Origin of the sequence: Deferribacter desulfuricans SSM1, assembly GCF_000010985.1 — a bacterium.
GTDB classification, from domain to species: domain Bacteria; phylum Chrysiogenota; class Deferribacteres; order Deferribacterales; family Deferribacteraceae; genus Deferribacter; species Deferribacter desulfuricans.
Genome location: NC_013939.1, coordinates 1,908,759 through 1,926,168, shown reverse-complemented (window position 1 = coordinate 1,926,168; position 17,410 = coordinate 1,908,759). Strand labels below are relative to the sequence as shown.

Genomic DNA, 17,410 nt, shown 5'->3' with positions numbered 1-17,410 from the left:
AAAGGGGTTTAAATGAATCTAAATATATTAGAGAAATTGGTTAAAACTATTAGAGATAGGAAGTTAAATCCAAAAGAGGGCTCTTACACCAATTCACTTTTTGAAGCTGGTGAAAATAAGATTGTAAAAAAACTCGGTGAGGAGTTTGCAGAGTTTTTAAAAGCTTATTTGAAAGAGAGTGATGAGAGAATCACAAGCGAGTTTGCAGATTTATTATATCATTTTTTTGTTACTTTGGAGTATAAAGATATAAAATTTGAAGATGTTTTAAGTGAGCTTGAGAGGCGTCATAAGTGAAGCTTTTGAGCCATCTTATTTTTGAAGAAGTCGAAAATAAATTAGAAAATCTTACCATCTTAGATTATGTCCTAGGCTTAAGCTATGTAGCTGTGAAAACTGAGGAAGGGATTGGTCTCGCTTATACCTTTAGAAATGAAATTGGGGGTGGTTGTAATATCCTAAATAGAAATCTAAAAGGTGAGCCAGCAAAAGAGATTGCAAGACTTTTTTTCAGTGTTGACATATTAGAATCAGCTATTGGCCTTGCTACAATTAATTCGTGTCTTGATAATGGAGAAAGTGATAATGATGATATTTTAGAAAGGATAGATTTTAATAATAAAAAGGTTGCAATTGTAGGATTTTTTAAACCAGTTATTGAAAAAATTAAAGATATCGTGGATGAATTGTTTATTTTTGAATTAAAAGATTTGCCAGGTGTTATACCTCCAAATATGGCTAAGTTTTATCTTCCAGCTTGTGATGTGGTTATTATATCCGGTACGACATTGGTCAATAAAACCACAGAAGATTTTTTATGTTATTGTAACGATTCATCTATAAAAATCTTGATGGGGCCAACAACACCTTTATCTAATGAGCTTGCAAAATTTGCAAATATTGCTGGTAGTTTTGTAAAAAGTGATGGGATTATAGATGCTGTTTCAAAAGGTGCAGGGATGAAGGGGGTAAAACCCTTCATTGAAAAGAGATGGCTACAAGCGCTTTAAAAACAAATTTTAGGTGTTGCTGTACAGTTTTCTAATATTTTATCAACAGTTGTTCGTGCTAAACATATAGAAGTATCTGCTGCTCCATAATAAACTAACAGTTCATCACCTTTTTGAATCCATCCACAAGGGAATACAACATTTGGGACATCTCCAACCCTTTCATAAAAATCCCTAGGGGCAAATATAAAGTGGGGTGTATAGCTTATTAACTTCCAAGGTTTTTCATGATCTAAAAGCATTGCTCCAACTCTATAAAGATTTCCTCCAGCTGTTTTCCTAACTCCATGATAAAGTAGTAACCAACCTTTTTCAGTCAAAATAGGTGGAGTTGAAGCTCCCAGCTTATAATTACCCCAACCAGGTTCAGGAGAAAGTATCGCTTTTGCATTTCCCCAATAAATCAGGTCTGGTGACTCTGAAATCCATATAGTACCACCAGCTCCTGCCATTCCACCAGGCCTGTTGATAAGATAATATTTTCCATTGATTTTTTCTGGAAATAGGACTGCATCTTTGTCATCAGTAACAGTTGCAAAACAAATTCTAGTAAACTCTTTAAAGTCTTTAGTATAACCGATACCTACTCTTGGTCCATAAGGTCCAAAAGCCACATAGGTTATGTAATATGTATCATCTATTTTCGTTATTCTTGGGTCTTCGACACCATATATTTCGTAAATTGCATATTCTTCATCGTTACTTGGTGTAATCCATGGTCTTTCATCAACAGTAAAATTAACACCATCTTTTGATCTTGCCAAAGTGAGATGACTGTGTCCATCAATATCTTCAACTCTCAACAATAGTAGAATTTCATCGTTAAATTCAGTTGCAGCAGCATTAAACACAGTATTACATCTGTATGGAATATCATCTCTAGTGATGATTGGGTTATTTTTATCTCTTTCAAATATATCAAATCTGCCCATGATGTCTCCCCTTAATCTAAAGTTATTATATTATCTAAATTTATATTGACTTTTGTAAGTTTTTTATAAAGTTCAATATGCTTATTTGCAATTATATCCCATGATATTTCATTTTTTACATAAATTTTTGCATTGATTGACATAGATTTTCTTAAACTTTCATCCTCGATCAAAGCAGCTGTTTTTTCTATATATTCTTCAAGAGTATTACAAGCAAAACCTGATTTGGACTTTTCAAAAGTTTGTACCATAGAAAGTGTGGCACTTGAAACAACAGGTTTTCCAAAGGCAAGACAATGGGCAAGTATCCCGCTTTGTGAGTTTATTTTATATGGCAAAATGATTATATCTGAAGCTGAAATTACTGTATCAAATGAGGATTGTGAAAGTTGACCTCTGATGAGATAAATTCTATTTTTAAACGGTGATTCTTCTATTTTTTTGAAGATAATGTCTCTATATTCTCTGTGCTCTATACCTCTGATTTTTCCTGCGATAACTAATAGGATATTTTCGTATTTATTAGCTAATTCGTTAAAGATATCTATTGTAGTTTCAAAATTTTTTGAAGGCCTGAAATAACCTATTTGAGTTAACACTATAGAATTATCAGGCAAATTTAAGATTTTTTTAGCATTATCTATTTCTTTTATAACTCTAGATCCGTGTGGAATAACTGCAATTTTATCTTCAAAACTTTTATCAATGACATTTAATAAAGTATCTTTTTGATAATTTTCATGGACGATTACTTTGATGCTGTTTCTAACTATTGCATCAGTGATGATTTTATGCTCTTTGGGCATATCTTTATACACGGTGTGTAATGTAGTAATTACTGGTATATCAATTAATCTAAAATTTAAGATTAAAGGTATAATGTTGAGCCCAAACTTTCCACTATATAAACCAAACTCATGCTGGATATGAACTATATCTGGGGTAAATCTCATCATCATGGAAAAAGATTTATCAGAAAAATCGGGATCATCATAATCAAAGGCAGGAAAAACATTTTTTCCTTGAGAGCCATAATGGGATACAATATATGTATCAACCCCTTTTTTTCTAAGCTCATCAGTTAGATACTGTGTATATGTGGCTATTCCGCATTCCACCGGTGGATAAGATGAGATAAAACCTATTCTCATTTTATCCTCCATTTTTAGTTACATTGGGCAATAAGCAGTAAATAAGATATTTTCTGTTTTTAAAAAATCAATAGTCAGTTAAAAGAATAAATTTACTTGTAGATCAATGTAATTAATAATATAATGAGTTAGTCAGGTTATATGAGACATATATTTTGAGGCTGTTGCACAATGGAGCAATTTTTTGATATAAATGTAGCTTTAAGATTGCGTCGGCAACTTTTGTTGCCACGCAATGACTCTAAAATGCCGTTATTGCGAGCATCAGCGACGCAATCTGAGGTGCTTAAGCTATTATTATTGTGCAACTCAATTTATAAAAAATGCTAATGAGAGGGGCGTGATGTTTGATCTACCAACAAAAGAGGAGATATTAAAAGGGCTTACAACGGATGTGTATTTTATAAGAACTGAGGAAGTGCTAAGGAAAAATAATATTAATAAAAGAGTGACCATGGAAGTTGCTCAAAAAGGGATGCCTGAAGAGTATCCGTTTGGTATTTTTGCTGGTCTTACTAATGTGTTAAAATTATTAGAAAATAAACCTGTTGATGTTTATGCTATACCAGAAGGGAACATTTTTTTTGAAAATACTCCAGTAATGACGATTATAGGGAATTATCTAGATTTTGGTATATATGAGACAGCTATTTTAGGATTTTTATGTCACTCTTCTGGGATTTCTACAAAAGCTGCAAAATGTAAAATAGCAGCTGGCGATAAAATTGTTTTATCTTTCGGTGCAAGAAGAGTTCATCCTGCAATTTCTGGTATGGTTGATAAATACGCATATATTGGTGGATGTGATGGTTTTTCTGTTGTTTTTGCTGAAAAGTTAATTGGGAAAAAAGCATCTGGAACTATCCCCCATGCTTTGATAATTCAAGTTGGTGATACCCTTGAAACTATGAAACTATATGATGCGGTGGTTGATGAGGATGTAAGAAGAATTGCGTTAATAGATACTTTTGGTGACGAGAGATTTGAATCTTTGAGGGTTGCAGAATTTTTAAAGGATAAACTCTATGGTATTAGGCTTGATACACCTGGTTCTCGAAGAGGAAATTTGAAAAAAATTGCAGAAGAGATAAGATGGGAGCTTGATATAAGAGGTTTTAATCATGTAAAACTTTTTGCTAGTGGTGGCCTTGATGAAAAAGCTATAATTGAGCTTAAATCTGTGATTGATGGTTTTGGAGTTGGTACAAGCATTTCCAATGCAAAAGTTATGGACTTTTCAATGGATATTGTTGAGATAGATGGTAAGCCATTAAGTAAAAAAGGTAAAATGTCTGGGTTTAAATATGCGTATCAGTGTGAAAACTGTTTAAATCAAAGGTTTAGTGTAAAAAGTGATGATGAAATTATTTGTGATTGTGGAAACAGAATGGTAATGATTACTAAGAAGGTAATGGAGAATGGGAAAATTTTGTGGGAAGAGGATATTGAATCTATCAAAAATCGTGTAGTTTCTCAGTTTGATAAGATAAAAAAGGGGTTGTATGTCGTTTGAATTTAAAAGAATGTTGATGGTTAAAGAGCAGCTTCAAGGTAGAGATGTTAAGGATAAAAGGGTTCTTGATGCTTTTTTAAATGTTCCAAGAGAGTTATTTGTTTTAGAAGAATATAAAGATAGGGCCTATGATGATTCACCGCTTCCTATCGGGTACGGACAGACTATTTCACAGCCTTATATGGTTGCAAAGATGACAGAACTGCTTGATTTAAATGAGGACGATATTTTACTTGAAATTGGTACTGGATCTGGTTATCAAGCGGCAATTGCCTCAAGACTTTGTAAGCATGTTTATACAGTAGAGATAATTCCTGAACTTGTGGATTTTGCTAAAAGCAATCTAAAAAAAGCAGGTATAAAAAATGTTACCGTTATTTTGGGTGATGGCAGTGTTGGATTGAAAGATTATGCTCCTTATGACAAAATAATTATTACAGCTGCAACAGAAAGTGTGCCTGAGGAGCTTTTTGAGCAATTAAAGGTAGGTGGATACCTTGTTGTCCCTGAGGGGGATAGATTTACTCAATGGTTAAAAAGATATATAAAGCTAGAAGAAGGTAAGATAGTATCAGAGGATTATTCTGCCTGTGTATTTGTCCCTTTGAGAGGTAAAAAAGGGTTTAAGTAGGCTTTTATTGTTAAGACGATAAACTTCTTTGTAATAATAGTAAAGTCCTTCATAACAAACTGAAATAAAGGTAAGTAAATATAAAGATTGTTGACATTGGAATATTGATAGTTTATAGAGACAACAACTTTTATGCGGATAAAGATAATTATAGGCGCTAAAATAACTGATAGAAATTTAATTGAGCTGTTAAAAAAGTATTTTAAGAGGCTTGAAGTGTACCACGATATAGAGCTAATCGATTTTAAAAGCTCTGGAGTTGAATCAAAGGATATTAACAAATATAAGCAGTTTTCAAGAGATTGTTATCTTGTTGGTTTAGATGTAGAAGGGAAAACGATGGATTCAGTTACATTTGCTAAAAAATATCTTGATAATACATTTAAAGATATAGCATTTTTGATAGGCGGAGCAGATGGTTTACCAAATGACTTGAAAAAAGAATGCAATGAACTATTTTCTTTGTCAAAGTTGACATTTTGTCATGAGCATGCTTTGCTTGTTTTGGCAGAGCAAATTTATAGAGGTGTTATGATAAATAAAGGGCATCCGTATCATAAATAGAGATAGAATAAAAACTCTCAAGTTATTTCTTGAGGGCTTGGAGGTAGAAATGGATAAAGAAAAGTTGGCTTATTTCAAAGAGAAACTTTTGAAAATGAGAAGTGAGTTGATAGATAAATTGCAGAAAAAATATGCTGAGGCTATTGATATTGGTAAAGGGGATGGTTTGGATTCAGCTGATGAAGCTTATAAAATTTATAATAGGAATTTGATGTTAGGAAGAGTGGAAACGGATGCTCTTAAATTAAGGCTTGTTGAAGATGCATTAAAAAGGATTGAAAATGGGACTTATGGTATTTGTATTAGTTGTGAAGAAGAAATAGAGGAAAAAAGATTGGAGTATGTTCCATTTGCTAGGTATTGCACAGAGTGTAAAACAGAATTGGAGAAAAAAGGGCTAATAAGGATGTAGTTTATGAAAAAGCTTATCTTACTCATATTTGATGGTTGGGGGTATAGAGAGGATAAGGATAATAATGCAGTAATACTTTCTAATCCAGAAAATTTTCTAAAATTGTGGAATAATTGCCCACATACACTCTTGAATGCTAGTGAGGAGTGGGTTGGTTTACCAAAAGGGCAAATGGGTAATTCTGAGGTTGGTCACACGAATATAGGCGCAGGAAGAATAGTATATCAAGATATCGTTAGGATTAATAAGGCAATCGAAAATAACGAATTGGACGATAACCGTAATATTCTGGATTTTATAGATAATGTTAAATCTAAAAATAATCGTGTTCATCTCTTTGGTTTGGTTAGTGATGGAGGTGTTCATAGTCATATAGAGCAATTAAAAGGTTTGATTCGTTTTTTTAAGAATAAAGGGGTAAATGAAATTTATATACATGCTTTTATGGATGGTAGAGATACACCACCAAAAAGTGGGATTAATTATATAATAGATTTGAATAAATTTTTAAACGAAAACGATTATGGAGTTATAGCTACTATCTCCGGTAGATATTTTGCAATGGATAGAGATAAGAGATGGGATAGAGTTGAAAAAGCTTTTAATGCCATAAGAAAAGGTGAAGGGCTGTTTTTTGATGATCCAGAAAAAGCAGTTATTGAGGCATACTATAGAGGGGAAACTGATGAGTTTATTACCCCAACGGTAGTTGATAAAAATGGTATTGTAAAAGATGGTGATGGTATATTTTTCTTTAATTTTAGAGCTGATAGAGCAAGGGAACTGACGAGAGCTTTTATTGATGAAGAGTTTGAGTATTTTGATAGAGGTAGTAAGCCTGATGTAGAATTTATAACTATGACAGAATATCAGAAAGATTTTAATGTGCCAGTTGCTTTCCCTCCTGAAAATCTTAAAAATATTTTTGGAGAAGTAATTAGTAAAAAGGGGCTTAGACAGCTTAGGATTGCCGAAACTGAAAAATATGCCCATGTAACATTTTTCTTCAATGGTGGTAGAGAGCTTGTTTTTGAAGGTGAAGAGAGGATATTAGTCCCTTCCCCTAAAGAAGTAGCTACTTATGATCAAAAACCTGAAATGTCTGTTTTTGAGGTTGTTGATAGATTTGAAGAAAAAGTTACAAATGAAAATATAGATGTTGTTATAATGAATTTTGCTAATCCTGATATGGTTGGACATACTGGAGTGTTGGATGCAGCTATAAAAGCATGTAAAGCTGTTGATGAAGCGTTGGGCAGGGTGGTTAAAATTGCTGATGAATTAGGTGCTGTTTTATTGGTTACAGCAGATCATGGCAATTCGGAGCAGATGTGGGATTATGAGAATAACCAACCTCATACTGCTCATACACTTAATCCTGTTCCATTTATTATATATAATTATGATTGTAAATTGAAAGATGGGATGGGGAAACTTGCAGATATAGCACCAACAATGCTTGAAATATTAAACATTGATAAACCTAACGAGATGACAGGTGAATCGCTAATTGCTAAATGAAATATTTTATGCTGAGTGTTTGGTATGTGGTTGTCAAATAAATTTTAGAGATATTTTGTGCAATAGGTGCTTTAACTCTTTTGAACAGATTGTCTTTAGATGTAATTCCTGTGGTTATCCTTTAGAAGTAGAATCCAAATTTTGTAAAAACTGTTTAAGTCAAAAATATTATGAACAAATGTACATTGTTTACTGGTACAATAGTGTTATGCGTAACTTCATGAAGTATGTGAAGTTTCATTATGGTTTAAAGTATAAAAGTGTTTTTGAGTTTTTGCTGAGTAATGTTGATATACCTGGAGACTATGACTATATCACACCTGTTCCTGCACATTTCACTCGTAAATTTAGACGCATTATACAACCTGCATATTTAATCTCAAAAATTTTATCTAAAAAATATGGTATAAAATATAAGTTGTTATTAAAAAGAGTAAAGAATACAAAATACCAATGGAGATGCAAAAAGCATGAAAGGATAAAAAATATCTCTGGAGCTTTTAAAGCTAAAGCAAATTTAAAAGGTTTGAAAATATTACTAGTTGATGATATAATGACTACAGGTGCCACAATAAATGAATGTTCTAAAGTTTTATTAAAAAATGGTGCAAAAAAAGTGGATGTGTTTTGCCTCACAAAAGGGAAACCTATATGAAAAGATTGGATATTTTACAAGAATTAGCTGAATCGTTGGGTAAAAGTTTTTTTTATGTTGATTTTGAAAAGAAAGATTGTTGGTACATCAAAAAAGATTCTGTAAAAAAGCAAGTTAATTCTGAAAAATTGCAAAAATATTTTGAAAATATTGAGATTAAAAACCCTTCTTTAATCAAAGGTAAAAGTAAAAGAAAATGTATTTTTATCTACAAACTTACAAATGAGTGTATGGTAGGTGTTATTATTTTGAGAATCGATTGCATAAATGAGTATTACTACAAATTACTAAGTAAGTTTATCGATTTATTTCTTAAAATGAAGTGTTCTGAAAATAATTATGAATTAGAGATTGAAATGTTAAGAGATGAGCTTGATGAATGTGAAAGTACTGTTAGCAAATTTGATAAAAAGATTGAAGAATTAGAGAGTTTAATCGATGATTATAAGATACAAATCGAAGGTTTAGAGGAGAGCGTAAATGTTTTAAGGAACAGTCGCTCTAAGATGTTAAAACTGATTGATGGTATAAAATTTCCGCTTTTTTCACTAAATAAAGAGTATGAACTAAATAATGTTAATAAAGCACTTGGAGAGTTAACTGGGGTTGATTCGTTACCAAAATTTATTGGTAGTAAATGTTATAAAACTATTTTTAATTTCGATGAGCCTTGTCCTTGGTGTAAGCTTGATTCGGTTATTAATGAAAATGAACAGTTTGTCCAAAATATAAATGTTAAAATTCAAAATGAAGATTATTGGTTTGAGCATATAATGTTTCCAATTATTGATGAAAGTGGCGATATAGTTGAAGTAGGTGAAATACTACATGATGTTACAAAACAGTATAGGCTTTATGAAGATCTAAAAAATACACAATATAAAGTTAAAAAGATTTCTAAAGATAGAGTGTCTGCTTTAAATGAAGTTTCAAAATTAAAAAAAGAGTATGATGAACTTTTAAATGAATATGAAAAACTCTCTAATAAGCATAAAAAGTTAATAGCAGTTTTTGAAAAAGTTATAAACGAAACAAGAGCGGGTGAAGTTTTAGCATTAAGAAAAGAAAATAGTGAACTAAAATATAAAATTTCACAGTTGACGCAATTAGTTGATAGATTAAATAAGAAATTAGAGGATAGTAAGCAAACTGAAAAAGAAATGTATAAAAAAACAATATATAGTATTGACAGATTGTATAATATGATTACAAAAAGGGGTGATTTTAAAAAAGATGAGTACGATAAGATTCTTGAATTTATAAGTACTCAGATTGAATTAATCAAAGAAAAACTTGAAATATAGGAGGAATAGGATGGCGGTTAAAGTTGCGATTAATGGTTTTGGTAGGATTGGGCGTTGCTCTTTCAGAGCTGCATTGCAAAAAGGACTTGATATCGAATTTGTAGCAATCAATGATTTGACGGATGCTGCCACATTAGCCCATTTATTAAAGTGGGATTCTGTTCACGGACAGTTTGATTTTGATGTGTATGCAGAAGATGATTATTTGGTTGTTAATGGTAAAAAGATAAAAGTTTATGCTGAAAAGGATCCTGCAAATCTTCCTTGGAAAGAGCTTGATGTTGATGTGGTTATTGAATCTACAGGTTTATTTAGAAAAAGGGAACAAGCATCAAAACATTTAGAAGCTGGAGCTAAAAAGGTAGTTATATCTGCACCTGCAGAAAATCCTGATATTACCGTTGTTTTGGGTGTTAATTTTGATAAATATGACAAAGAGAAACACCATATTATTTCTAATGCTTCATGTACCACTAACTGTTTAGCACCTGTAGCAAAGGTTTTAAATGATAATTTTGGTATAGTGAAAGGTGTTATGACTACAGTTCACTCTTATACAAATGACCAGAGAATACTCGATTTACCTCATAAGGATTTAAGAAGGGCAAGAGCGGCTGCAGTATCTATGATTCCTACTTCCACTGGTGCTGCAAAGGCAGTAGGGTTAGTATTGCCAGAATTAAAAGGTAAACTCGATGGACTTGCAATTAGAGTCCCAACCCCAAATGTTTCCATCGTTGATTTGACATGTGAACTAAGCAAAGATGTGACTGTCCAAGAAGTTAACAATGCTATTAAGAAAGCAGCAGAAGGGGAAATGAAAGGTGTGTTACAATATGTGGAAGATGAGTTAGTATCTATAGATTTTAATGGTAACCCACATTCAAGCATTTTTGACTCTAAACTAACCAAGGTTGTTGAAGGGAATTGTGTTAAAGTGTTTAGCTGGTATGATAATGAGTGGGGTTATTCTAACAGGATTGCGGAGTTAGTAACTAAGTTGCTATAAGAATGCAAAAAGGGGCGCTTGCCCCTTTTTTTATTGTTACATTAATTTTCTTACGGAGGGAGTTAAAATGGTTAAGAACGTAAAAGATATGGATTTTGAAGGTCAAAAGGTATTTTTACGTGTGGATTTTAATGTGCCCATTAAAGATGGTGTGATTCAAGATGATACAAGAGTTAAAGAGGCGTTACCAACTGTAAATTATATAAAAGAGCGTGGGGGAAAGGTTATATTAGCAAGCCACCTTGGTAGACCTAAAGGGGAGAGAAAGTCTGAATTTTCACTAAAACCTGTTGCCGAGTATTTGGGTATCCCTTTTATTGATGATTGTATTGGTGAAAAGGTTATTAATTACGTAGAAAAAATGGAAAGCGGTGATATAGTTTTACTTGAAAACCTTAGATTTTACAAAGGTGAAGAGAAAAATGATGAAGTTTTTATTAATGAACTAAGAAAGTTTACAGATATTTATGTTAATGATGCTTTTGGTACTTGTCATAGGAAACATGCTTCAGTTTATGGTTTACCTAAAAGTGTTGATGAAAAATGTGCAGGATTCTTAATAGAGAAAGAGGTAAGATATTTTGAAAAGCTATTAAAATCACCTGAAAGACCTTTTACAACAATTATCGGTGGAGCTAAAGTAAGTGATAAAATAGGTGTTTTAAGAAGCCTTTTAGCTTTAGTTGATAATATACTTATTGGTGGTGCTATGGCATATACTTTCTTAAAGAGTATGGGTTATAATGTGGGGAACTCATTGGTTGAGGATGATTACCTTGAGGTTGCAAATGAGATCTTAGATAAAGCGAAAGAAAGAGGTGTTTCTATTTATTTACCTTTAGATCATATTGTGTCTGATAGTTTAGATGGGGAGCCAGAATATATAGATAATATTGAAATTCCAGAGAATAAAATGGGATTGGATATAGGTAAAAAAACAATATTGAAATATAGAGAAGTTCTTGAGGTTAGTAAAACAGTGTTATGGAATGGCCCAATGGGTGTTTTTGAAAAATCACAATTTTCTGAAGGGACATTCAGTATTGCCAAAATACTTGCTGAGATTGATGCTACAACGGTAGTCGGAGGTGGTGATTCTGTAAGTGCTGTTAAAAAAGCTGGTTGTGCTGATAAGATTGATCATATATCTACGGGTGGAGGAGCTTCTCTTGAATATATTGAATATGGAAGCTTACCGGGTATAGAAGCGCTAAAATCATAAAATATTGTTTTATATTAGTAAAAAAAATCGTTGACAATATATGATTGTTTTGGTATGAGTTTCAAAACATTTAGTTATTGTGTACAGTATACAATCTTTTTAGAAGCTTGATCGGGAGGGAAAATGATAAATTTAGATTTTACACTGTTTTTGCAGGTTATCAACTTCTTACTGATTCTTATCATTGGTAAAAAACTTATTTATGATCCCGTTATTGGTACGATTGAAAGAAGGGATTCTAGAATAAAGGAGTTGCAAAAAAGTGCAGCAGAGATGCTTAAAGAGGTTGAAAGACTCAAAAGTGAATATGAAGAAAAAATGTTGAATGTAAAAAAAGAGATTTCTGAATATCAGAATAAAATTAGGCAGGAAGCTATAAACGAAGCAACAGAAAAGGTTTCAAAAGTAAAAAGTGAATTGGATAAAAAAGTTGAAGATGCAAGAAAGCAGATTGAGATAGAAAAAGAGAAGGCTAAAGTAGAGCTTGAAGCTGAAGCTAAGAAACTTTCTGAAATGATATTGGATAAGATTATTAAGGTTGCTTAGGAGGATTTTTGTGAAGAGGTTATTTTTTGTACTGAATTTTATATTAATTACAACCTTAGTTTATGCAAATGAAGGTGAACATGGGGTTAATTTAGTAAAGGATTTTACCTGGAGATTTATTACTTTTATAGTATTTGCTTTTATATTAATTAAGCTATTAAAGAATCCAGTCAAGAATCTTTTGGTTAACAGAACAGATGAAATTAAAAAGGCGATAGAAGAAGCAGAAAGAGCTAAAGCTGAGGCAGAAAAAGAGTTAAATAATTATAAAAGTAAACTTTCTTCAATGGAAAAAGAGCTCGAGGAGATGAAGAAAAGAGCTATGGATGCTGTAGAAAAAGAGAAAGAGTTGATATTGGAAGATGCTGAGAAAAATATTGAAAAATTAAAGAAGTTTGCAGAAAACCTTATCGAATCTGAGGTGGTTAAGGCTAAAGAGGAGCTGAAAGCGTTGACTGTTGATTTGGCAATAAAATTGGCTGAGGAAAGGCTAAATAGTACATTAGATAAAGAAACAAAAGAGAAAATAGCTGAAAAATATATTAAGATGTTAGAGGTGCAAAATTGATAGTTACGGCTGTTGCTAAAAGATATGCTAGTGCTCTTTTCGATTATGCAAAAGAGAAAGGGATTATAGATACCGTTTTAGATGAATTGAAAGGGTTGGTAGAATTATTTGAAACATCTGAAGATTTTAAACAGTTTGTAAAAAATCCGTTAATCAAAAAAGAGGATAAAGAGAAAGTATTTAAAAAACTTTTTGATGATGGTAAGATTTCTGAGGCCCTTTACAATTTTATGATGATATTAATCGAAAAAGGCAGGTTAAATCTTTTGGTGGAGATTTATTCTTATTATAGATACTTGTTGATGGAAGAAAAAGGTGAAGTTGATGCCTATGTTAAGGTGGCAGATGAATATGATGATAGGATAAAGAACGAAATAAAAAGTGCACTTGAGAGGGTTACAGCTAAAAAGGTTAATCTGAATATTGAGGTGGAAAAAGATATTTTGGGTGGTTTTATTGCTCAGGTGAAAAGCGATTTGTATGATGTAAGTATAGCAGGACAACTTAAAAGATTAAAAGATGTATTGTTAAAAATATAAATTAATAAGAAGGAGTTAAGCTATATGCAGATAAGAGCTGAAGAGATAAGTAAAATTATCAAAGAACAGATTGAGAACTTTGAGCAAAAAGCCGAGATGGAGGAGATCGGTACGGTTTTAAGTGCCGGTGATGGTATTGCGAAAGTATATGGTCTTGATAATGCAATGGCTGGGGAGCTTGTTGAGCTTTCAGGTGGAGTATATGGTATTGTGTTTAACCTTGAAGAGGATAACGTTGGTATTGTTATCATGGGGGAATACGAGCATATTAAAGAGGGTGATATTGTTAAAAGGACTGGTAGAATTGCATCGGTACCAGTTGGGCCAGAGCTAGTTGGAAGGGTAGTTAACCCTCTAGGGCAGCCTATTGACGGTAAAGGTCCTATCGATGCGAAAGAGTACGATGTTATTGAAAAGATTGCTCCTGGTATTGTTAAAAGGAAGCCTGTTCACGAGCCTTTGCAAACAGGTATCAAAGCGATTGACTCTATGATACCTATAGGTAGAGGGCAGAGGGAATTAATTATTGGTGACAGACAAACTGGTAAAACAGCTGTTGCTATTGATACTATTATAAATCAAAAAGGACAAAATGTTATTTGTGTTTATGTGGCTATTGGTCAAAAAAGATCAACTGTTGCAAGGGTGGTTGATACATTAGAAAAACATGGAGCTATGGATTATACTATAATTGTTGCTGCTACAGCCAGTGACCCTGCGCCACTACAGTTTATTGCTCCTTTTGCTGGTTGTACAATGGGTGAATATTTTAGAGATAGAGGTCAGCATGCACTTTTGATATATGATGACTTGTCAAAACATGCTACTGCTTACAGGCAGATGTCTTTGTTGCTTAGAAGACCTCCTGGTAGGGAAGCTTATCCTGGTGATGTTTTTTACTTACACTCAAGGCTTCTTGAAAGAGCAGCAAAATTTAATGATGAAAACGGGGCTGGTTCTTTAACAGCTCTGCCTATTATTGAAACACAAGCTGGTGACGTTTCTGCATATATTCCAACAAACGTTATTTCAATTACTGATGGTCAGATATACCTAGAAACAGATTTATTTTATGCTGGTATCAGACCGGCGGTTAACGTTGGTCTTTCAGTATCAAGGGTTGGTGGTTCTGCTCAAATAAAAGCTATGAAACAGGTTGCTGGTAGATTAAGACTTGATCTTGCTCAGTATAGAGAGCTTGCTGCTTTTGCTCAGTTTGGTAGTGACCTTGATGCAGCTACTAGAGCACAGTTAAACAGAGGTGAAAAGCTTGTTGAGATATTAAAGCAAGGTCAGTATCAGCCAGTTCCAGTAGAAGAGCAGGTACTTATCATATTTACAGGTGTAAATGGTTATTTAGATGATATCCCAACAAAAAGTATCCAGAGATTTGAAAAAGAATTTACAAATTATGTGAAAACAAATAAACCTGATATTTTAGAAGATATAAGGACTAAAAAAGCTTTAGATGATGATTTAACTAATAAAATGAAAGCTGCTGTTGAAGAATTTAAAAAGCAGTTTAATGCTTAATTAGGAGATTATAATGCCCGGGATGAGGGATATTAAAAGGAAAATTGCTTCGGTTAAAAGTACACAAAAAATAACTAAAGCTATGAAAATGGTTTCTGCAGCAAAATTGAGAAGAGCTCAAGAAGCTATGGAAGCTGCGAGACCATATGCAAACAAAATATATGATGTTGTTACATCAATAGGGAAAAGGGTGAATCCTGAGCTACACCCTTTCCTTAAAGCTAAAGAGAATGTGAATTCTGTATGTCTTGTGATGTTTACATCAGATAGAGGGCTTTGTGGTGCCTTTAATGCAAATGTCATAAAAGCTGCAAATAAATTTATTGAAGAGAATCAAGATAAAGAAGTTAAGCTTATATGTGTTGGAAGAAGGGGTTATGACTTCTTCAGAAAAAGGGATGTTGATATTTTAGAGAAATATACCAGCTTTGGGGGAAGAGTTACATTTGATGATGCTGTAAAAATTGGTGAGACCATAGTTAATAACTTTTTAGAAGAAAAGTTTGATGAGGTATATATCTTATATAACGAATTTAAATCTATAGTTTATCATGTTCCAAGAGTTGTAAAGATATTACCTCTTGTTTTTGAAAAAACTGAAGATGAAGTTTTGATAGATTATTTATATGAACCAAAACCAGATATTCTTTTAAATAATATTATGCCAAAATATATTAATTTTACAATATTTAGAGCTTTGCTTGAGTCCACAGCAGGTGAGCATGGTGCGAGAATGGCTGCAATGGATAATGCTACAAGAAATGCTGGTGAACTCATAGATAAGCTTGTTCTTAGCTTTAACAAAGCCCGTCAGGCTGCAATTACAAAAGAAATTTTAGATATAGTAAATGGTGCAGAAGCTTTAAAATAATGAATAAATGGGGTGTATATAATGGCAAATGTAGGTAAGATTGTACAAATAATTGGTCCTGTTGTTGACGTAAAATTTGAATCAGGACAATTACCTGAAATTTATAACGCAATTAAAATTGAAGATAAGGCTCATGATCGTGTAATAATTTGTGAGGTTGAGCAGCATTTAGGTGAAAACACAGTTAGAACAGTTGCTATGACATCTACAGATGGTCTTGTTAGGGGGATGGATGCTGTTGATACTGGTAGACCAATAGCAGCGCCAGTAGGAAAAGGTGCTCTCGGAAGAATTTTAAATGTTGTTGGTGAGCCAGTTGATGAGCGTGGGGAAGTTCAAGCTGATGATTACTGGCCAATTCATAGACCTGCTCCAAAACTTGAAGATCAAGAAACTGGTTATGAGATTTTGGAAACTGGTATTAAAGTAATAGATTTGTTAGAGCCATATACTAAAGGTGGTAAAACAGGATTATTTGGTGGTGCTGGTGTTGGTAAAACAGTTCTTATTATGGAATTGATTAACAATATTGCTAAACAGCATGGTGGTTACTCTGTTTTCTGTGGTGTTGGTGAAAGGACAAGGGAAGGTAATGACCTCTGGCTAGAAATGCAAGAAGCAGGGGTTTTAGATAAAGTTGCTCTTATTTATGGTCAGATGAATGAGCCACCTGGCGCAAGGATGAGGGTAGGTCTTACAGGTCTTACCATTGCTGAGTATTTTAGGGATGTTGAAGGTCAAGACGTGTTGCTCTTTGTTGATAATATATTCAGATTTTCTCAGGCTGGTTCTGAGGTTTCTGCGTTGCTTGGTCGTATGCCATCTGCGGTTGGTTATCAGCCTACACTTGGTACTGAAATGGGTGAGCTCCAAGAAAGGATTACATCAACGAAGAAAGGTTCTATTACATCAGTTCAGGCTGTTTACGTTCCTGCGGACGACTTGACAGACCCAGCTCCTGCTACAACATTTGCTCACTTAGATGCAACAACAGTATTATCCCGTCAGATTGCAGAGCTTGGTATTTATCCTGCTGTGGATCCTCTTGATTCTACTTCAAGGATTCTTGACCCAAATATAGTTGGTGAGGAGCATTATTCTGTAGCAAGAGGTGTTCAGGCAGTATTGCAAAGATATAAAGAGTTGCAGGATATTATTGCTATTCTTGGTATGGAAGAATTGTCAGAAGAGGATAAATTGATAGTTGCTAGAGCAAGGAAGATTCAGAGATTCCTTTCACAGCCATTCCATGTTGCTGAGCAGTTTACTGGTATGCCTGGTAAATATGTACCATTGAAAGATACCATAAGAGGTTTTAAAGAGATTCTCGAAGGTAAATGTGATGATCTACCAGAACAGGCATTTTACATGGTAGGTGGAATAGAAGAGGTATACGAAAAGGCTGAGCAACTTAAGAAAAGAGGATAAT

The 17,410-nt window shown here is 33.2% G+C and carries 19 protein-coding genes; 17 read left to right on the top strand and 2 right to left on the bottom strand.

Annotated features, from left to right (window positions below):
- Window positions 1-12: 12 nt before the first annotated feature.
- Together hisE and DEFDS_RS09605 are read left to right on the top strand one after the other, a co-directional pair.
- Entirely contained in the window at window positions 13-297 is a 285-nt protein-coding gene (gene hisE / locus DEFDS_RS09610) for a phosphoribosyl-ATP diphosphatase (protein WP_013008601.1), read from the top strand.
- Window positions 294-1,010: a Rossmann-like domain-containing protein gene (locus DEFDS_RS09605; RefSeq protein WP_013008600.1), complete on the top strand. Its 717-nt coding sequence runs from the start codon at window positions 294-296 to the stop codon at window positions 1,008-1,010. The genes hisE and DEFDS_RS09605 overlap by 4 nt, the downstream gene beginning before the upstream one ends.
- On the opposite strand, the gene DEFDS_RS09600 is transcribed toward DEFDS_RS09605, so the two are convergent.
- Window positions 1,007-1,942 (bottom strand): glycoside hydrolase family 130 protein, encoded by a 936-nt coding sequence (locus tag DEFDS_RS09600; protein WP_013008599.1) that lies wholly within the window; start codon window positions 1,940-1,942, stop codon window positions 1,007-1,009. The two genes, DEFDS_RS09605 and DEFDS_RS09600, sit on opposite strands and share 4 nt — an antisense overlap.
- 11 nt (window positions 1,943-1,953) lie before the next feature.
- Window positions 1,954-3,093 (bottom strand): glycosyltransferase, encoded by a 1,140-nt coding sequence (locus DEFDS_RS09595; RefSeq protein WP_153801491.1) that lies wholly within the window; start codon window positions 3,091-3,093, stop codon window positions 1,954-1,956.
- Between the two features lie 343 nt (window positions 3,094-3,436).
- Here DEFDS_RS09595 and DEFDS_RS09590 point away from each other — a divergent pair, with 343 nt between their 5' ends.
- The 15 genes from DEFDS_RS09590 to atpD all read left to right on the top strand — a co-directional run bounded on the left by DEFDS_RS09590 (window position 3,437) and on the right by atpD (window position 17,409).
- Window positions 3,437-4,606: a nicotinate phosphoribosyltransferase gene (locus DEFDS_RS09590; protein ID WP_013008597.1), complete on the top strand. Its 1,170-nt coding sequence runs from the start codon at window positions 3,437-3,439 to the stop codon at window positions 4,604-4,606.
- Window positions 4,596-5,237, top strand: coding sequence for a protein-L-isoaspartate(D-aspartate) O-methyltransferase (locus DEFDS_RS09585; protein WP_013008596.1), 642 nt, complete (start codon window positions 4,596-4,598; stop codon window positions 5,235-5,237). Before DEFDS_RS09590 ends, DEFDS_RS09585 begins: the two co-directional genes overlap by 11 nt.
- 132 nt (window positions 5,238-5,369) lie before the next feature.
- Window positions 5,370-5,801, top strand: coding sequence for a 23S rRNA (pseudouridine(1915)-N(3))-methyltransferase RlmH (locus tag DEFDS_RS12725; protein WP_013008595.1), 432 nt, complete (start codon window positions 5,370-5,372; stop codon window positions 5,799-5,801).
- A gap of 49 nt (window positions 5,802-5,850) precedes the next feature.
- Entirely contained in the window at window positions 5,851-6,213 is a 363-nt protein-coding gene (locus DEFDS_RS13145; RefSeq protein WP_013008594.1) for a TraR/DksA family transcriptional regulator, read from the top strand.
- Between the two features lie 3 nt (window positions 6,214-6,216).
- Window positions 6,217-7,734: a 2,3-bisphosphoglycerate-independent phosphoglycerate mutase gene (gpmI, locus tag DEFDS_RS09570; RefSeq protein ID WP_013008593.1), complete on the top strand. Its 1,518-nt coding sequence runs from the start codon at window positions 6,217-6,219 to the stop codon at window positions 7,732-7,734.
- Window positions 7,735-7,954: 220 nt separating this feature from the next.
- Window positions 7,955-8,389: a ComF family protein gene (locus DEFDS_RS09565; RefSeq protein ID WP_231841018.1), complete on the top strand. Its 435-nt coding sequence runs from the start codon at window positions 7,955-7,957 to the stop codon at window positions 8,387-8,389.
- Complete coding sequence (locus tag DEFDS_RS09560; protein ID WP_041223720.1) at window positions 8,386-9,693, top strand: PAS domain-containing protein; 1,308 nt, start codon at window positions 8,386-8,388, stop codon at window positions 9,691-9,693. Before DEFDS_RS09565 ends, DEFDS_RS09560 begins: the two co-directional genes overlap by 4 nt.
- Window positions 9,694-9,703: 10 nt before the next feature.
- Complete coding sequence (gap, locus tag DEFDS_RS09555) at window positions 9,704-10,702, top strand: type I glyceraldehyde-3-phosphate dehydrogenase (RefSeq protein ID WP_013008590.1); 999 nt, start codon at window positions 9,704-9,706, stop codon at window positions 10,700-10,702.
- Window positions 10,703-10,769: 67 nt separating this feature from the next.
- On the top strand, window positions 10,770-11,924 hold the full coding sequence (locus tag DEFDS_RS09550) for a phosphoglycerate kinase (protein WP_013008589.1): 1,155 nt from the start codon (window positions 10,770-10,772) through the stop codon (window positions 11,922-11,924).
- Between the two features lie 123 nt (window positions 11,925-12,047).
- Window positions 12,048-12,470, top strand: a complete 423-nt coding sequence (locus DEFDS_RS09545; RefSeq protein WP_013008588.1) for an ATP synthase F0 subunit B — start codon at window positions 12,048-12,050, stop codon at window positions 12,468-12,470.
- Window positions 12,471-12,480: 10 nt separating this feature from the next.
- Window positions 12,481-13,038, top strand: coding sequence for an ATP synthase F0 subunit B (locus DEFDS_RS09540; RefSeq protein WP_013008587.1), 558 nt, complete (start codon window positions 12,481-12,483; stop codon window positions 13,036-13,038).
- Window positions 13,035-13,577, top strand: a complete 543-nt coding sequence (gene atpH / locus DEFDS_RS09535; protein ID WP_013008586.1) for an ATP synthase F1 subunit delta — start codon at window positions 13,035-13,037, stop codon at window positions 13,575-13,577. The genes DEFDS_RS09540 and atpH overlap by 4 nt, the downstream gene beginning before the upstream one ends.
- A 24-nt stretch (window positions 13,578-13,601) precedes the next feature.
- Window positions 13,602-15,110, top strand: a complete 1,509-nt coding sequence (atpA, locus tag DEFDS_RS09530) for a F0F1 ATP synthase subunit alpha (protein ID WP_013008585.1) — start codon at window positions 13,602-13,604, stop codon at window positions 15,108-15,110.
- Window positions 15,111-15,123: 13 nt separating this feature from the next.
- Window positions 15,124-15,981: an ATP synthase F1 subunit gamma gene (atpG, locus tag DEFDS_RS09525; RefSeq protein ID WP_013008584.1), complete on the top strand. Its 858-nt coding sequence runs from the start codon at window positions 15,124-15,126 to the stop codon at window positions 15,979-15,981.
- A 21-nt stretch (window positions 15,982-16,002) separates the two neighbouring features.
- Entirely contained in the window at window positions 16,003-17,409 is a 1,407-nt protein-coding gene (atpD, locus tag DEFDS_RS09520; RefSeq protein ID WP_013008583.1) for a F0F1 ATP synthase subunit beta, read from the top strand.
- Window position 17,410 lies beyond the last annotated feature (1 nt).

Bases quoted from the DNA above. Each gene is read 5' to 3' on its own strand.
- DEFDS_RS09590 (WP_013008597.1), top strand. From the start codon at position 3,437: ATGTTTGATCTACCAACAAAAGAGGAGATATTAAAAGGGCTTACAACG.
- hisE (WP_013008601.1), top strand. From the start codon at position 13: ATGAATCTAAATATATTAGAGAAATTGGTTAAAACTATTAGAGATAGG.
- DEFDS_RS09585 (WP_013008596.1), top strand. From the start codon at position 4,596: ATGTCGTTTGAATTTAAAAGAATGTTGATGGTTAAAGAGCAGCTTCAA.
- DEFDS_RS09545 (WP_013008588.1), top strand. From the start codon at position 12,048: ATGATAAATTTAGATTTTACACTGTTTTTGCAGGTTATCAACTTCTTA.
- gpmI (WP_013008593.1), top strand. From the start codon at position 6,217: ATGAAAAAGCTTATCTTACTCATATTTGATGGTTGGGGGTATAGAGAG.
- atpG (WP_013008584.1), top strand. From the start codon at position 15,124: ATGCCCGGGATGAGGGATATTAAAAGGAAAATTGCTTCGGTTAAAAGT.
- DEFDS_RS09600 (WP_013008599.1), bottom strand. From the start codon at position 1,942: ATGGGCAGATTTGATATATTTGAAAGAGATAAAAATAACCCAATCATC.
- DEFDS_RS13145 (WP_013008594.1), top strand. From the start codon at position 5,851: ATGGATAAAGAAAAGTTGGCTTATTTCAAAGAGAAACTTTTGAAAATG.
- DEFDS_RS09595 (WP_153801491.1), bottom strand. From the start codon at position 3,093: ATGAGAATAGGTTTTATCTCATCTTATCCACCGGTGGAATGCGGAATA.
- atpA (WP_013008585.1), top strand. From the start codon at position 13,602: ATGCAGATAAGAGCTGAAGAGATAAGTAAAATTATCAAAGAACAGATT.
- atpD (WP_013008583.1), top strand. From the start codon at position 16,003: ATGGCAAATGTAGGTAAGATTGTACAAATAATTGGTCCTGTTGTTGAC.
- DEFDS_RS12725 (WP_013008595.1), top strand. From the start codon at position 5,370: ATGCGGATAAAGATAATTATAGGCGCTAAAATAACTGATAGAAATTTA.
- DEFDS_RS09560 (WP_041223720.1), top strand. From the start codon at position 8,386: ATGAAAAGATTGGATATTTTACAAGAATTAGCTGAATCGTTGGGTAAA.
- DEFDS_RS09550 (WP_013008589.1), top strand. From the start codon at position 10,770: ATGGTTAAGAACGTAAAAGATATGGATTTTGAAGGTCAAAAGGTATTT.
- gap (WP_013008590.1), top strand. From the start codon at position 9,704: ATGGCGGTTAAAGTTGCGATTAATGGTTTTGGTAGGATTGGGCGTTGC.
- DEFDS_RS09565 (WP_231841018.1), top strand. From the start codon at position 7,955: ATGAAGTATGTGAAGTTTCATTATGGTTTAAAGTATAAAAGTGTTTTT.